Source organism: Spirillospora sp. NPDC046719, from assembly GCF_040645715.1.
Lineage (GTDB): Bacteria > Actinomycetota > Actinomycetes > Streptosporangiales > Streptosporangiaceae > Spirillospora.
On record NZ_JBEYYT010000235.1, the window covers coordinates 1 to 14,330 of the forward strand.

17 protein-coding genes are annotated in these 14,330 nt (G+C 73.1%); 16 read left to right on the forward strand and 1 reads right to left on the reverse strand.

Going from position 1 to position 14,330, the window contains the following annotated elements; translation table 11 throughout:
- The 3 genes from ABZ914_RS31745 to ABZ914_RS31755 form a co-directional block, all read left to right on the forward strand.
- A partial coding sequence (locus ABZ914_RS31745) for a lipase family protein (RefSeq protein ID WP_500197707.1) occupies positions 1 to 1,176 on the forward strand: 1,176 nt, incomplete at its 5' end.
- A gap of 11 nt (positions 1,177 to 1,187) precedes the next feature.
- Positions 1,188 to 1,718, forward strand: a complete 531-nt coding sequence (locus ABZ914_RS31750) for a hypothetical protein (protein WP_500197710.1) — start codon at positions 1,188 to 1,190, stop codon at positions 1,716 to 1,718.
- Positions 1,715 to 2,368: a hypothetical protein gene (locus ABZ914_RS31755; RefSeq protein ID WP_500197713.1), complete on the forward strand. Its 654-nt coding sequence runs from the start codon at positions 1,715 to 1,717 to the stop codon at positions 2,366 to 2,368. Before ABZ914_RS31750 ends, ABZ914_RS31755 begins: the two co-directional genes overlap by 4 nt.
- A gap of 18 nt (positions 2,369 to 2,386) precedes the next feature.
- Here the strand turns inward: ABZ914_RS31755 and ABZ914_RS31760 are convergent, their stop codons facing one another.
- The gene (locus tag ABZ914_RS31760) at positions 2,387 to 2,785 is read right to left on the reverse strand and encodes a hypothetical protein (protein ID WP_500197716.1); all 399 of its coding nucleotides are present in this window, start codon (positions 2,783 to 2,785) and stop codon (positions 2,387 to 2,389) included.
- 242 nt (positions 2,786 to 3,027) lie between these two features.
- On the opposite strand from ABZ914_RS31760, the gene ABZ914_RS31765 reads away from it, so the two are divergent.
- The 13 genes from ABZ914_RS31765 to ABZ914_RS31825 form a co-directional block, all read left to right on the forward strand.
- Entirely contained in the window at positions 3,028 to 3,813 is a 786-nt protein-coding gene (locus ABZ914_RS31765; protein WP_500197719.1) for an MlaE family ABC transporter permease, read from the forward strand.
- 3 nt (positions 3,814 to 3,816) lie between these two features.
- A complete protein-coding gene (locus tag ABZ914_RS31770) occupies positions 3,817 to 4,653 on the forward strand; it encodes an MlaE family ABC transporter permease (protein ID WP_151545729.1) in 837 nt (278 codons plus the stop codon).
- A complete protein-coding gene (locus ABZ914_RS31775; RefSeq protein ID WP_500197721.1) occupies positions 4,650 to 5,942 on the forward strand; it encodes an MCE family protein in 1,293 nt (430 codons plus the stop codon). Before ABZ914_RS31770 ends, ABZ914_RS31775 begins: the two co-directional genes overlap by 4 nt.
- A complete protein-coding gene (locus tag ABZ914_RS31780) occupies positions 5,939 to 6,979 on the forward strand; it encodes an MCE family protein (RefSeq protein WP_500197724.1) in 1,041 nt (346 codons plus the stop codon). Before ABZ914_RS31775 ends, ABZ914_RS31780 begins: the two co-directional genes overlap by 4 nt.
- Positions 6,976 to 7,998: an MCE family protein gene (locus tag ABZ914_RS31785; RefSeq protein ID WP_500197725.1), complete on the forward strand. Its 1,023-nt coding sequence runs from the start codon at positions 6,976 to 6,978 to the stop codon at positions 7,996 to 7,998. The genes ABZ914_RS31780 and ABZ914_RS31785 overlap by 4 nt, the downstream gene beginning before the upstream one ends.
- A complete protein-coding gene (locus ABZ914_RS31790) occupies positions 7,998 to 9,038 on the forward strand; it encodes an MCE family protein (protein WP_500197728.1) in 1,041 nt (346 codons plus the stop codon). The genes ABZ914_RS31785 and ABZ914_RS31790 overlap by 1 nt, the downstream gene beginning before the upstream one ends.
- The gene (locus ABZ914_RS31795) at positions 9,035 to 10,186 is read left to right on the forward strand and encodes an MlaD family protein (protein ID WP_500197730.1); all 1,152 of its coding nucleotides are present in this window, start codon (positions 9,035 to 9,037) and stop codon (positions 10,184 to 10,186) included. The genes ABZ914_RS31790 and ABZ914_RS31795 overlap by 4 nt, the downstream gene beginning before the upstream one ends.
- A gap of 5 nt (positions 10,187 to 10,191) precedes the next feature.
- A complete protein-coding gene (locus tag ABZ914_RS31800; RefSeq protein ID WP_500197732.1) occupies positions 10,192 to 11,457 on the forward strand; it encodes an MlaD family protein in 1,266 nt (421 codons plus the stop codon).
- Positions 11,457 to 12,026, forward strand: coding sequence for a hypothetical protein (locus ABZ914_RS31805; RefSeq protein WP_500197733.1), 570 nt, complete (start codon positions 11,457 to 11,459; stop codon positions 12,024 to 12,026). The genes ABZ914_RS31800 and ABZ914_RS31805 overlap by 1 nt, the downstream gene beginning before the upstream one ends.
- Positions 12,023 to 12,544, forward strand: a complete 522-nt coding sequence (locus ABZ914_RS31810) for a hypothetical protein (RefSeq protein ID WP_500197735.1) — start codon at positions 12,023 to 12,025, stop codon at positions 12,542 to 12,544. The genes ABZ914_RS31805 and ABZ914_RS31810 overlap by 4 nt, the downstream gene beginning before the upstream one ends.
- Before the next feature lie 14 nt (positions 12,545 to 12,558).
- Positions 12,559 to 13,107: an Rv1363c family protein gene (locus ABZ914_RS31815; RefSeq protein ID WP_500197737.1), complete on the forward strand. Its 549-nt coding sequence runs from the start codon at positions 12,559 to 12,561 to the stop codon at positions 13,105 to 13,107.
- Between the two features lie 14 nt (positions 13,108 to 13,121).
- A complete protein-coding gene (locus ABZ914_RS31820; protein ID WP_500197739.1) occupies positions 13,122 to 13,676 on the forward strand; it encodes a hypothetical protein in 555 nt (184 codons plus the stop codon).
- A gap of 253 nt (positions 13,677 to 13,929) precedes the next feature.
- Positions 13,930 to 14,330: PucR-like N-terminal domain-containing protein (locus ABZ914_RS31825; RefSeq protein ID WP_500197741.1), on the forward strand; the 401-nt coding region annotated here is incomplete at its 3' end.

Genomic DNA, 14,330 nt, shown 5'->3' on the forward strand with positions numbered 1-14,330 from the left:
GTCGCCGCCCCGTCCGGCCTCGCGCAGCCCGGCCTCGCCGCGTCCGACCCGGCTCCGCCAGGCGACGCCTTCTACACGCCGCCGGACCCGCTGCCCGCCGGCGCGCCCGGCGACGTCATCCGGTCCCGGCCGTCGAAGGCCGGCCCGCCCACCGCCCGCAGGCTGGCCGACGCCTGGCAGGTCATGTACCTGTCCACGGACGCGCTCGGCAGGCCGGACGCGGTCACCGGGACGGTCCTGGTCCCGAAGAACGCGGACCGGGCGAAGGCGCCGATCATCGGCTGGGGGCCCGGCACCAGCGGCCCGGCGTTCCAGTGCGCCCCGTCCAAGTTCATCGACGAGGGCGCCTTCTACGAGCAGTCCGCGCTGAACGAGATGCTCCAGGCCGGGTACGCGGTCGCCGTCCCGGACTACGAGGGCTACCACGCCGACCCGAAGACCACCTACGTCGCCGGGAAGTCGATGGGGCCCGCCCTCATGGACGCCGTCCGCGCCGCGCAGCGGCTGCCCGACGCGGGCCTGTCGAAGGACGCGAAGGTCGTCTTCCGCGGCTACTCGCAGGGCGGCGGCGCCGCCATGTGGGCGGGGCAGCTCCAGCCCACCTACGCGCCGGAGCTGAACCTCGTCGGCGTGGTCGGCGGCGGCGTCCCCGCCAACCTCGCACTGGTCGCGCTCGGCCTGGAGGGCAAGAAGCCGTTCGGGTTCCTGCTCGACGCGCTGATCGGCCTCGACAACGCCTACCCGGAACTGAATCTGGCCTCCTATCTCAACGACGCCGGAAAAGCCGCCGTCGCCGGAATGCAGCAGCACGACTGCACCCTCGAACTGCTGCTGAACTATCCGGGCAAGAAGGTGGCCGACTACTTCACCACGAACCCGCTGGGCACGAAACCGTGGGCGGACCGCGTCACCGAGAACCGGCTCGGCGGAACGCCCATCAAGGTGCCCGTCCTGCAATACCACTCCGACGCGGACGAGATCGTCGCGTTCAATCAGGCGAACACGCTCCGGCAGCAGTACTGCACCGAGGGCGTTCCCCTCACCTGGAAGGTGTGGAACGGCCTGAGCCACATCACGCTCGTGTACCGCGGAAACGCGGACGCCATGGCGTTCATCGCGGACCGGCTCGCCGGGAAGCCCGCGACCTCGAACTGCCCCACCACCCCGAGTTCCTGAAGGAGAGTTCGATGATTCGGCGATTGATCATCGGCACCGTGCTCGCGTCCGTGACGGCCGCGACCGCCGCCGGCTGCGGCGGCGGAGACAAGGCCGAGCCGGAGGTCGCGTGGGCCGGGAAGGTCTGCGACGGCGTCACCGCGAGCGGCGCCGGCCTGTCCTTCCCCCAGATCGACCCGAAGGACGGCGCGAAGTCCGCCAAGGCCCTCGCCGGCTTCCTCACCGCCATGGAGAAGCGGCTCCAGAGCATGGAGACCCGGCTCCAGGGCGCGGGCGCGCCGCCCGTCGACAACGGCCAGGCGGCCCTGAACACGGCGCTGGCCAACCTGCGCGGCACCGAGTCGGCGGTGCGGACCGCGTCCACCGGCCTCGCCAAGGCGAAGGTGACCGACGCGAAGTCGTTCAAGGCGGCGGTGACCGAGGCGGGGCAGGCGATGCAGAAGGTGCAGACCTACCAGGGCCCCACCAAGGACCTGCGCACCGACCCGGCCCTGGCCAAGGCGTTCGACCAGGCCGGCTCGTGCAGGACGCACCAGCTGTGAACGCCGAGGTCAAGAGCACCGAGGCCGGGGGCACCGCCATGGCGCGCCGCGCGATCGCCGGCCTCGTCCTCGCGTCCCTCGCCGCCGCGCCGCTGGCCGGATGCAGCGGCGACGACGGCGGGGCCCCGGGCACCACGGCCGCCGCCGCGCCGACCGCCACCGGCTCGGCCCCCACGACGAAGGCGGAGCCGCGCCGGAAGGCGACGCGGGCGGCGGTCGCCTGGGCGGGACGGGTGTGCCGCGCGATGCCGCCGGGCATCACCGACTCCCCGCTGCCCAAGATCAAGGCCCAGGACGTCGCCGCGTCCGAGCGCGCCATCGCCGCCTACATGACCGGGATGGCGAAGCGCCTCGACACCGTGCGCACCCGGCTCCAGCAGGCCGGATCGCCGCCGATGGCGGACGGGCGGACCGTGCTGGACGCGACGCTCAAGGACCTGGAGACCACCGGGCGGCAGCTGCGGGACGCGGCGTCCGGGCTGCGCACCGGCCGGGTCGGCACGCCCGAGTTCCGGACGGCGCAGGCGAACGCGGGGGCGGCGATGCGCCGGCTCGGCGGCTACCGGCCGCCGACGAAGGCGCTGCGCGCGTCCCCCGCGATCGGCGACGCCTTCACCCGCGCCGCCCCCTGCGCGAAGCCCGGCGTATGAGGGCGGGCGGACGCGCGGTCACTTCGCGCCGGCGGACTTCATGCACGCGAGGAGGGCGCCCTGCATGCGGGTGTCGCCCGGCCCGGAGGTGGGCTGCCAGTGGCTGACGTCGTCGGGGACCTTGACGCCGTGCGCGCGCATGCACGCGACGAACTCGTTGACGACCTTGCTCGGCGCGGAGGAGACCTGCGGGGCGCCGGGGGACGCGGCGGAACCGCCGCCGCCCCCGCCGGAACCGTTGCCGGACGGCGCGCCGGACGGGGCGCCCGGCGTGCCGCCGCCGGACGGGGCCGCGGAACCGGCCGGGGTGGGCGGGGCGGACGCGGACGACGGGCCGCCGTCGTCCTCACCGCCGCCGCAGGCGGTGAGGGAGAGCGCCGGCGCGAGCAGCAGGACTGCGAGATGACGTCGGTTCACTTCGGTTCCTTCCCGCGGGGTGGGCCTTGACGATAGCCGGTCCCGCGCCGTTCGCGCGCCCCCTCCCGGCGGCCGCGGAACGTGTTATCCGGTGCCAAATAAATATCCATGATCATCAAGAACATGTCAGTTCTGGATAGAAGAGCGCGGGGCCGGTGATTTTCGTCTCCCCGGTTCTTGCGAATCGAATTTACCCGCCAGTAGTTTTCCTGGACCATGCGAACGCGAAAGGAGGCCCGGCCGTGGCGGCACCGATCAGCGAATTCCCGCTGAGCGCGCTGCGCCAGGCGGGGCGGCTGTTCGCGCTCGGCGCCACCGTGCTCGGCATGTCGTTCCGCCGGCCGTTCCAGTTCCGCGAGTTCGTCGAGCAGTTCTGGTTCATCGCCAGCGTCACGATCCTGCCGACCGCGCTCGTGTCGATCCCGTTCGGCGCGGTGACCTCGCTGCAGGTCGGCTCGCTCACCCAGCAGTTCGGCGCGCAGTCGTTCACCGGCGCCGCCAGCGTGCTGGTGGTGATCCAGCAGGCGAGCCCGATGATCGTGGCGCTGCTGGTGTCCGGAGTGGCGGGCTCGACGATCTGCGCGGACATCGGCGCCCGGACGATCCGCGAGGAGCTGGACGCGATGGAGGTGCTCGGCGTCTCGCCCGTCCAGCGGCTCGTGGTGCCGCGCGTGCTGGCCTGCGTCGCGGTCGCGCTGCTGCTGAACGGCCTGGTCTCGGTCGTCGGCGTCGCGGGCGGCTACTACTTCAACGTCATGATGCAGGGCGGCACGCCCGGCGCGTACGTCGCGAGCTTCTCCGCCCTGGCGCAGCTCCCCGACATCTACGTGGGGGAGGCGAAGGCGCTGCTGTTCGGGTTCGTCGCGGGCGTTGTCGCCGCGTACCGGGGCCTGAACCCGAAGGGCGGGCCGAAGGGCGTCGGCGACGTCGTCAACCAGTCCGTCGTCATCACCTTCCTGCTGCTGTTCCTGATGAACCTCGTGATCACCGGGATCTACCTGCAGGTCGTCCCGCCGAAGGGAGGCTGAGCGATGAGCCTGCTGACGGTGGTGAGGGGCGGCCCGAACCGGTGGTTCGCGTGGCTGGACCAGCCCGGCGACCAGGGCACCTTCTACGTCAAGGCGCTGCTGTGGACGCCGCGCGCCCTGCACCGCTACCGCAAGGAGGTGCAGCGGCTGCTGTCGGAGGTCGCGTTCGGCAGCGGCGGCCTCGGCGTGATCGGCGGGACGATCGGCGTGATGGTCGCGATGACCCTCGCGACCGGCGTCGTCGTCGGGATGCAGGGCTACTCCGCGCTCCAGCAGATCGGGACGTCGGCGTTCACCGGGTTCGCGTCCGCCTACATCAACACGCGCGAGATCGCGCCGGTCGTGTCGGGCCTCGCGCTGTCGGCGACGGTCGGCGCCGGGTTCACCGCGCAGCTCGGCGCGATGCGGATCAGCGACGAGGTGGACGCCCTGGAGGTGATGGGCATCCCGAGCCTGCCGTACCTGGTGACGACCCGGATCATCGCCGGCGCGGTCGCGATCGTCCCGCTGTACGCGGTCGGGCTGCTGTGCGCGTACCTCGCGTCCCGCGAGGTCACGGTGAAGGTCAACGGGCAGTCGGCGGGCACCTACGACCACTACTTCGGGCTGTTCCTGTCGCCGACGGACGTGGTGCTGTCGTTCCTCAAGGTGCTGGTGTTCAGCGTCCTGGTGATCCTGTCGCACTGCTACTACGGCTACCGCGCGGCCGGTGGCCCCGCCGGTGTGGGCAAGGCCGTCGGCCGGGCGGTCCGCACGTCGATCGTGCTGATCAGCGTGAGCGACTTCTTCTTCAGCCTCGCGGTCTGGGGCACCAACACGACGGTGAAGGTGGCCGGATGAACGCCCGGCGCGAGGCCCGCAGGCGCAGGCGGGCGGGACGCGAGCCGGTCGCCGAGCGGCGGCTCGCGGGGGTGGCGTTCCTGCTGGTGCCGGCGCTGCTGGTCTGGCTGTCGATCGCGTTCTACGACAAGGCGTTCACCAAGGTCGACTGGGTGACGCTGAGGACGGCGAGCGCGGGCAGCGAGATGCATCCGCACGCGGACGTGAAGCTGCGCGGCGTCGTCGTCGGCGAGGTGCGGACGGTGTCGTCCAACGGCGGCGTCGCGACGCTGAAGCTGGCGATCCAGCCGGACAAGGTGAGGCTGCTGCCGAGCAACGTCACGGCGCAGCTGCTGCCGACGACGCTGTTCGGGCAGCGGTTCGTCGCGCTGATCCCGCCCGCCGACCCGAGCCCGGCGCGGCTGACGGCGGGCAGCACCATCAGCCAGGACCGCTCGTCCAACGCGATCGAGCTGCAGCGGGTGATGGACAACCTGTACCCGCTGCTCACCGCCGTGCAGCCGGCGCAGCTGTCGGCGACGCTGACGGCGGTGTCGCAGGCGCTGAGCGGGCGCGGCGGGCAGCTCGGCGACACCCTCGTGGAGCTGGACGCCTACCTGAAGAAGATCAACCCGAGCCTGCCCGCGCTGAACCGGGACATCCGGGAGCTGGTCGCGGTGAGCAATGCCTACAGCGAGGCGGCGCCCGACATCCTCCAGGCGCTCAACGACTTCAGCTACACGACGCGGTCGATCGTCCGCCAGAAGGACGACCTCAGCCGCCTGTACGCGACCGTCACCGGAGCCTCGCAGGACATGTCGGACTTCCTGCACGAGAACTCGGCCAACTTCATCGGGCTCGCCGCCGACAGCCGCGCCTCGCTCCAGGTGCTCCAGAAGTACTCGCCCGAGATGCCCTGCACGCTGCGGATGCTGAACGACTTCATCCCGCTGATGGACAAGGTCCTCGGCAAGGGGACGGACCGGCCGGGCCTGCACGTCGACGTGACGACCGTCCGGAACAAGGGCCGGTACGTCCCCGGCAAGGACACGCCCCGCTACACCGACAAGAGCGGCCCGCACTGCTACCCGGCGGGCGGCCCCGCCACCGTCAGGTCGGCGCCCCCGAACGCGGCCACCCCGGTCGCGGTCGCGCCCGGCGCGCTCGGCCTGCCGAACTCCCCGGAGGAGAACCGCCTCGTCAACGAGCTGCTGGCGCCCGGCCTCCAGGAGGTCCCCGAGGACCTGCCGGACTGGAGCAGCGTGCTCCTCGGGCCCGTCTACCGCGGCACGGAGGTGCGGATCCGATGAACCGGAGGGGACTGCTCGGCCCGCTGTGGAAGTCGCTCGCGTTCGTCGTCGTGACGGTCGTCGCGACCGCGATGCTGGCGCTCACCATCGCGCAGACCGGCGGCGGCGGATCGGTGACGTACCGGGCGCGGTTCACCGACGCGTCCGGGCTCCGCGACGGCGACAGCGTGCGGATCGCCGGCGTCCAGGTCGGGCGGGTCGGCGGGATCCGGGTCGTCGGGCGCCGGCAGGCGCTCGTCACCTTCAAGGTCGACCGCGGCCGCGCGCTGCCCGCCTCGTCCACCGCCACGATCAAGTACCTGAACCTGATCGGCCAGCGGTACCTCGAGATCGGCCGGGGGACGGGCGGCGCCGGCGCGCTGCCGCCCGGCGCGACGATCCCGGTCGACCGGACGGCCCCGGCGCTGAACCTGACGCAGCTGTTCAACGGGTTCCAGCCGCTGTTCCAGGCGCTGTCGCCGAAGGACGTCAACCAGCTCGCCGGGTCGATCGTCCAGGTGCTCCAGGGCGAGGGCGGGACCGTCGAGGACCTGCTGTCCACGGTCGGCTCGCTGACCAGCGGCATCGCCGACAAGGACCAGGTCATCGGGCAGGTCATCGACAACCTCAACGCCGTCCTCGACACCATCAACGCGCGCGGCGACGACCTGTCGAGCCTCATCACGACGCTGCGGCGGCTCGTGTCGGGCCTCGCCGGAGACCGGACGTCCATCGGCGAGGCGGTCAGCGCGCTCGACGACCTCGCCGGCGTCACCACCGACCTCCTCCGGGAGGGCCGCGAACCGCTCAAGCAGGACATCGCGCAGCTCGGGCGGCTGTCCACCAACCTCAACGAGGACTCCCCGACCGTCGACCGGTTCCTGCGGACGCTGCCGGTGAAGATGGCGGCGATCGGCCGGATCGGCTCGTACGGGTCGTGGATGAACTTCTACATGTGCGAGGCGTCCGTGACCGGCGTGACCTACAAGCAGTACCCGGGCGAGAACCACCAGGCGCCGTCGGGCGTGCGGTCCGACGCGGCGAGGTGCGGGTCGTGAGGCGGCCGCGGCTGAAGCCGGTCCGGGAGCGCAACCCGGTCCTCGTCGCGATCGTGTCGATCACGCTGCTCGTCGCCGCCGGGCTCGCGGCGTTCAACGCCAAGGACCTGCCGCTGATCGGCGGCGGCACCACCTACCGGGCCGACTTCAGCGAGGCGGCCGGGCTGCGGCCCGGCAACGAGGTCCGCGTCGCCGGCGTCAAGGTCGGCGAGGTCACCGGGGTCCGGCTGGCCGGCGCGAAGGTCGCGGTCGCGTTCCGGGTGAAACGCACCTGGGTCGGCGACGCCAGCACCGTCGCGATCGCGATCAAGACGCTGCTCGGCGACAAGTACCTCGCCGTCGACCCGCTCGGCCCGCGCCGCCAGGACCCGGGACGGACGATCCCGCTGGCCCGGACGACGTCGCCCTACGACGTGACGCAGGCGTTCCAGGACCTCGCCACCACGACCGGGCAGCTCGACTCGCGGAAGCTCGCGGAGAGCCTCGACGCCATCTCCGGCGCGTTCGCGCACACCGCGCCGAGCGTCCGGCAGGCCCTCGACGGGGTGTCCGCGCTGTCGCGGACGATCTCGTCCCGGGACTCGCAGCTGTCCCGGCTGCTGGCGAACACCCGGCAGATCACCGGGACGGTGTCCGGGCAGACCGAGGACGTCCAGGCGCTGCTGCGGGACGGGAACCTGCTGCTCGGCGAGATCGGCCGGCGCCGCGAGGCGATCCACGGGCTGCTCGTCGGCACGCAGTCGCTGTCGCAGCAGATCAGCGGGCTCGTCGACGACAACCAGAAGCAGCTCGACCCGACGCTGCGCGCGCTCGGCCGCGTCACCGACCTGCTCCAGAAGAACCAGGAGAACCTCGACCGGGCATTGAAGACCGCGGGCCCGTACACGCGGCTGCTCGGCAACACGATGGGCAACGGCCGCTGGCTCGACGGGTACCTGTGCGGGCTCGTCCCGAAGGACTACGCGCCGAAGACGACACCGGAGAAGGGCTGCATGCCGCCCGGGAAGGGCGGGCACTGATGCTGCGCAAACTCGCCGGCCCGGCCTCGCTGGTCGCAGCGGGCCTCGCCGTCATCGCCGCCGCCGCCATCGCGTTCCTCGCCCTGCGGCCGCCGGCCGGGACCCGGATCACCGTCTACTTCCACGACGCCGTCGGCGTCTACAAGGGCTCCGACGTGCGGGTCCTCGGCGTGAAGGTCGGCACGGTGAACTCCGTCCGGGCCGAGGGCACGCAGGTCAGGGCCGAGATGACGGTCGACCACGGGATCGACGTCCCGGCGGGCGCGAACGTCGTCGCGATCGCGCCCAGCCTGGTCGCCGACCGGTACGTCCAGCTGACGCCCGCCTACACCGGCGGCCCGAAGATGGCGGCCGGCGCGGTGATCCCCGTCGCGCGGACCGCGACACCCGTCGAGCTCGACCAGATCTACGCCAGCATCACCCGGCTGTCGAAGGAGCTCGGGCCGGACGGCGTGAACAAGGACGGCGCCCTGTCACGCGTCCTCGGCACCGGCGCCGAGAACCTCCAGGGCAACGGCCAGGACATCCGCACCACGACCGAGCGGATGGCGCAGGCCGCGCGGACCCTCTCCGGCTCGCAGAAGGACCTGTTCTCCACGATCTCGAACCTGTCGACGTTCACCTCGATGCTCAAGACCAACGACGGGCAGGTCCGGCAGGCCGAGCAGCGGCTCGCCGACGTCACCGGGTTCCTCGCCGACGACCGGCAGGAACTGGACGCGGCGCTCAAGGCGCTCGCCGCCGCCCTCGCCAAGGTGAAGGTGTTCGTGCACGACAACCGCGAGCAGATCCGCACCGACGTGCGGAAGCTGTCGAAGATCACGCAGCTGCTGGCGGACCAGCGCCGGTCCCTCGCCGAGGCGCTGGACGACCTGCCGCTCGCCGTCACCAACGTCCTCGACGCCTACGACCCGGCGACGCGGACGCTGATGGGCCGCGGCGACCTCAACGAGATGAGCCCGCCGCTGCCGGCGACCGGACGCGCGGCGCCCGCGGGACCGGCGGCGCCGTCCGGCGGCACGGGGAAGGGGGCGCCATGAGCCGCGCGAAGACCCGTCGGGCCCGGAACACGGCCCTCGCCGCCGCGCTCGCCGCGGTGACGCTCGGCGGCTGCGGCCCGCTCGGGCTCGGCGGCGGCGTGCAGGACCTGCCGCTGCCCGGCGGCGCCGACCTCGGCGACCACCCGTACACGGTGAAGGCGGAGTTCGCGAACGTGCTGAACCTCGTCCCGCAGTCCGCGGTGAAGGTCAACGACGTCGCGGTCGGCCGGGTGGAGAAGGTGGCGCTGCCCGCCGGCGGCTGGACCGCCGAGGTCACCATGAGGATCAACGGCGATGTCCGGCTGCCCGCCGGCGCGTACGCGCAGCTGGAGCAGTCGAGCCTGCTGGGCGAGAAGTTCGTCCAGCTCAGCGCCGGACCCGAGCGCACCGGACTCCCGGGGGGCGCCGCCGCGCCGGGCGGCGCCGCGCCGGGCGGGCCCGCGCCGTCCGCGAGCACGGGAAGGCTCGCGGACGGTGCGGTGATCCCGCTGTCGCGCACCAACCGGAACCCGGAGGTCGAGGAGGTGTTCGGCGCGCTGTCGATGCTGCTCAACGGCGGCGGGATCGCGCAGCTGCGCACCATCACCACCGAGATGAACAAGGCGCTGGACGGCAACGAGCCGCAGATCCGGTCGCTGCTGGAGCAGGCGCGCAGGCTCGTCGGCGACCTCGACGCCAACAAGCAGGGCATCACCGACGCCCTCGACGGCGTCAACCGCCTGTCGTCCACCCTGCGCGCGCGCCAAGGCCAGATAGGCGTCGCGCTCGACGACATCGAGCCCGGCCTGAAGGTGCTGGAGGAGCAGCGCGGCGCGCTCGTCCGGATGCTGAACTCGCTGAACGAGCTGTCGGGGGTGGCCGTCACGACCGTCGAGCGGAGCAAGGACGACCTCGTCGCCGACCTCAAGGCGCTCGAACCGACGCTGCGCAGGCTGTCGGACGCCGGGCACGACCTGCCGAACGCGCTGCAGGTCATGCTCACCTACCCGTTCACCGACGCCGTCCTGCCCGCGGTCAAGGGCGACTACCTGAACGTGTACCTCCAGGTCGCCGCGCAGCCGGGGACCCAGATCGTCCCGCCGGTGACGCCGCTGCCGACCAGCGGCGACGGAAGGCCCGCGGGCGGCCCGACGGGACAGGGGGGCTGACCGGGATGCTGACCATCGGCACCAGGATCAAGAACATCGTCTTCCTCGTCGTCGGGGCGCTCGCGATCTGCTACGTCGGCCTGAACTACGCCGACCTCGGCGGCCACATCGGGCTGAAGGACTACTACGTCGTCAAGGTCGACCTGCCCGAGGCGGGCGGGCTGGCGAAGAACGCCGACGTCACCTACCGGGGCACCTCGGTCGGCCGCGTCGGCGGCCTCGACCTCACCGCCGACGGCGTCATCGCGGACCTGCGGATCCGCAGGTCCGCGCCGAAGGTGCCGCGCGACACCCAGGCCGTCGTGGCGAACCGGTCCGCGATCGGCGAGCAGTACATCGACCTGCGGCCCCGCACGAACAACGGCCCCTACCTCGCCGCGGGCTCGGTCATCCCGCGCTCCTCCGCCACCACCCCGGCGCCCGTCACCGACCTGCTGACCAGCGTGAACGACCTCGCCGCATCCGTCCCGACCGGCTCGCTGCGGACGGTCGTCGCCGAACTCGGCCGCGCCTTCGCCGGGGAGGGGCCCGACCTCCAGGTGCTGCTGGACAGCAGCCACACCCTCACCGAGGCCGCCGACCGGAACATCGAGCCGACGCGCTCCCTCATCGGCGACGGCCAGACCGTCCTGCGCACGCAGGACGAGGAGTCCGGCGCGCTCAAGTCGTTCGGCCGCGACGCCCGGCTGCTGGCGGCGCGGTTGCGCGCCTCCGACCCCGCGTTCCGCCGGCTCGTGTCCACCGCACCCGGCGCCGCCGGCGAACTCCAGGGACTCGTCCGCGACCTCGACCCGTCGATGAGCGTCCTCGTCGCGAACCTCCTCACCACGTCCCGCGTCCTCCAGCCCCGGACGGACGGCCTCGAACAGCTCCTCGCCAAGCTCCCCGCCGCCGTCTCGATGGGCCTGACCGTCGCGCACGACGGCCGCCTCAACTTCGGGATGGTCAACACCTTCTTCGACCCGCTGCCCTGCACGTCCGGATACGGCGGGACGCGGTACCGCAACGGGCTCGACACGTCGCCCGGCCCCGCCCTCAACACCGCGGCCCGCTGCACGGCGCCCGCGTCCAGCGGGGTCAACGTGCGCGGGTCGGCCAACGCCCCGCACCCGCCCGTCCCGGCCGCGGCGCGTCCCGGCTCGGTCCTCGGCGGGACCGCGACGGCGTCGGCGCCCGCGGACGCCGCGCTGCCGGGAGCGCTCGCGCTGCCCGGCGTCGCGCCCGGACCGTCCGGGATGAGCGCGCTGCTCGGCCTGAACGGAGGGCACTGATGGCCACGACCGTGAAAGCCGAACCCCGGCCCCGGCCCGGGGCCCGCGCGAAACGCCGCCCCCTGCTCGCCGGGTGGGGCCTCATCGGCTGGGCCGCGATCCTCGCCGCCGCCGCCTTCCTCGGCTGGACGGTCTTCACCCTCGTCACGGCGGGCGGCGACCGCGCGACCGGCCCCGAACGCGAGCGCGACCTCGTCCTGCGCAGCACCGGCCGCGAGATCGCCGCGCTCAACACCATGGACCGGTCCGACCCGTCCGCCGGGCTCAGGGCCTGGCTCGACGCGACCACCGGCCCCCTGCACGACCAGCTCCAGCGGGACGAACCGGCGAACCGCGCGAAGATCGGCGCGTCCCGGACCAGCGCGTCCGCGACCGTCACCGGCGCCGCCGTCACCTCCCTCGACACCGCCGCCGGCAAGGCCCAGGTCATCGCGTCCGTGCAGGTCACCCTCAGCCCGCAGGGCGGCACGCCCAGCCTGCAGCGCAAGCGGTTCGAGGCCGGCGCCGTCCGCACCGCGGTCGGCTGGAAGCTCGAATCGCTCACCGCACTCCCGGCCGGTGCCCGGTGAGCCGCCTGCTCGGCCTCGCCAGGCCGCTCGGGATCGCGCTCGGCCTCGTCCTGATCGCGCTGCTGCTGCACCCGGTCGCCGGACGGTTCCGCGACGGAGGCGCGGGCGCGGGAGGCACCCCGCACGACCGGGCCGTCCTCGACGGCGTCGCCACCACCGACGTCACCGGCGACGTGTCCACCGCGCTCAGCCGCATCTTCAGCTACACGCCAGCCGACGTGGACGCCGCGCGGCGCGCCGCCGCCGACGTGCTCACCGGCCCCGCCGCCGCCCAGTACACGAAGATCTTCGGCCAAGTGGCGCGGCAGGCGCCCGCCCAGCGCGTCACGCTCACCACCCGCGTCACCCGCGCCGGCGTCATCTCCCTGGTCGGCGACACCGCGCGGCTGCTGGTCTTCCTCGACCAGACCGCGACCCGCGCCGGGAAGCCCGACGGCACGCCCGCCGCCGCCCAGCTCACCGTCACCGCGCACCGCGACGACGGCCACTGGCGCATCACCGAGCTGAAGTCCGCGTGACCGGGAGGCCCGCCATGCCGGAATCGGACACCCTGCAGAGCATCGACACCGTGCGGAGCATCGACACCGTGCGGCGGACGGCCGTGTGCTGCGCCGTCCTCGCCGCCCTCTTCGCCGCCTGGGCCGGCTGGGACTGGTACACCGCCGCCCACGACGGCTCCTACGCCTACTCCCGCGCCCGCGACGACGTCCTGCAGAGCGCCGAGCAGGGCGTCCAGAACCTCAACACCCTCGACTACCGCACCGTCGACGCCGGCCTGCGGACCTGGCTCGACTCCACCACCGGCGACCTCCACCAGCAGATCGCCCAGGACCGCGCCGGCTTCACCGACCGGGTCCGGACGGCCCGCACCGTCACCACCGCGAGGATCCTCGGCGCGGCCGTCTCCGAGCTGGACGAGCGGTCCGGCAAGGCGAGCGTGCTCGTCGCCGTCGAGACCACCGTCACCCCGCCGGGCGGCGCCCCCGTCACCAAGCAGAACCGGCTCGAAGGCCGCCTCGCCCGCACCGGCGGCGGCTGGAAGCTCAGCGACCTCGGCCAGGCCCCGACGGGCACGACGTGAGAGGACGGCCCGCCATGGCCGCGCAGACCACCCGCATCCTCGGCGGCGCCCGCTGGAGGGCCGCCGCCGCCTCGCCCGCCGTCCTCGGGCTGCTCGCCGTGCTGCTCGCCGCGTCCGGCGTCTGGATGCACCGGCAGGCCCGCGACGTCCGCGCCGACCCCGCCGTCCGGAACACCGCCCTCACCGACAGCGCCGCCACCAGCGAGGTCAAGGGCGCCGTCGCCGACATGGTCGGCCGGCTGTTCTCCTACGCCTACACCGACCCCGGCCGCACCGACACCGCCGCGCGCACCTGCCTCACCGGCGCGGCCGTCCGCCAGTACGCGGCGCTGATGACCCGCGTCCGCACCGACGCGCCGCGGCAGAAGACCGTCCTCAGCACGAAGGTGACCGACAGCGCCGTCACCGACCTCCGCGACGGCCGCGCCCGCCTCCTCGTCTACGCCGACCAGCAGACGACCCGCACCAGCGACGGCAAGAGCACCACGTTCCCCGCCATGCTCGCCGTCACCGCCGTGCACCATTCCCGCCAATGGCGCATCACGAATATTGACACGTTCCAGCAGTAGCATGCACCCCAGGTGGCCGGGCCGCGACCGGCCGTAGCGCAGCGGAAATGGTCCGTCCGACGCGTGTCCGGGCGACGATTTCCTTGGTCTTCCAGGAATTGCGAAACGTCACCGTCATCCGGCCTGCGCTTTTGTCAGTCGACTCCATGAAGGCGCGCCGAACGGTTTATTCCAGCGACAATCGGAATCGGGGTCCGATCCGCGATCCTGGGAGCGCCGCCGACCGGCGGGCCTGGGACAGGGGGATCGACGCGTGGTGCGAACGGGATTGGACGTGCGGCCCTTCGAGGCCGTCCCGGCGGGCGTGGCCGAACGGCTGCGGCCCCAGGTGGGCCGGGCGGCGGACGAGGTCCTGAACGAGCTGCGGCGCGGCGATCCGCCGCTCGGCGACGAGGAGGCCGGGCGGGCGCGGGCCGGGATCGTCGCGGGGATCCGGCACTTCTGCGACCTGGTCGAGGACCCCGGCGCCGGCTGGGAGCGGGTGGCGGCGTTCTACCTGCGGGTCGGCCGGCACCTCGCCCGCGAAGGGCGCGACCCGGTGGAGGTGCAGCAGGCGCTGCGCCGGTCCGCGCTCGCGGCGTGGCGGACGCTCGCGGCCGTCCCCGGCGGCCTCGACCTCGACCTCGGCGCGCTCAGCCTCGTCGTGGACGCCCA

Bases quoted from the DNA above. Each gene is read 5' to 3' on its own strand.
- ABZ914_RS31800 (WP_500197732.1), top strand. From the start codon at position 10,192: ATGCTGACCATCGGCACCAGGATCAAGAACATCGTCTTCCTCGTCGTC.
- ABZ914_RS31790 (WP_500197728.1), top strand. From the start codon at position 7,998: ATGCTGCGCAAACTCGCCGGCCCGGCCTCGCTGGTCGCAGCGGGCCTC.
- ABZ914_RS31805 (WP_500197733.1), top strand. From the start codon at position 11,457: ATGGCCACGACCGTGAAAGCCGAACCCCGGCCCCGGCCCGGGGCCCGC.
- ABZ914_RS31750 (WP_500197710.1), top strand. From the start codon at position 1,188: ATGATTCGGCGATTGATCATCGGCACCGTGCTCGCGTCCGTGACGGCC.
- ABZ914_RS31815 (WP_500197737.1), top strand. From the start codon at position 12,559: ATGCCGGAATCGGACACCCTGCAGAGCATCGACACCGTGCGGAGCATC.
- ABZ914_RS31775 (WP_500197721.1), top strand. From the start codon at position 4,650: ATGAACGCCCGGCGCGAGGCCCGCAGGCGCAGGCGGGCGGGACGCGAG.
- ABZ914_RS31820 (WP_500197739.1), top strand. From the start codon at position 13,122: ATGGCCGCGCAGACCACCCGCATCCTCGGCGGCGCCCGCTGGAGGGCC.
- ABZ914_RS31780 (WP_500197724.1), top strand. From the start codon at position 5,939: ATGAACCGGAGGGGACTGCTCGGCCCGCTGTGGAAGTCGCTCGCGTTC.
- ABZ914_RS31795 (WP_500197730.1), top strand. From the start codon at position 9,035: ATGAGCCGCGCGAAGACCCGTCGGGCCCGGAACACGGCCCTCGCCGCC.
- ABZ914_RS31770 (WP_151545729.1), top strand. From the start codon at position 3,817: ATGAGCCTGCTGACGGTGGTGAGGGGCGGCCCGAACCGGTGGTTCGCG.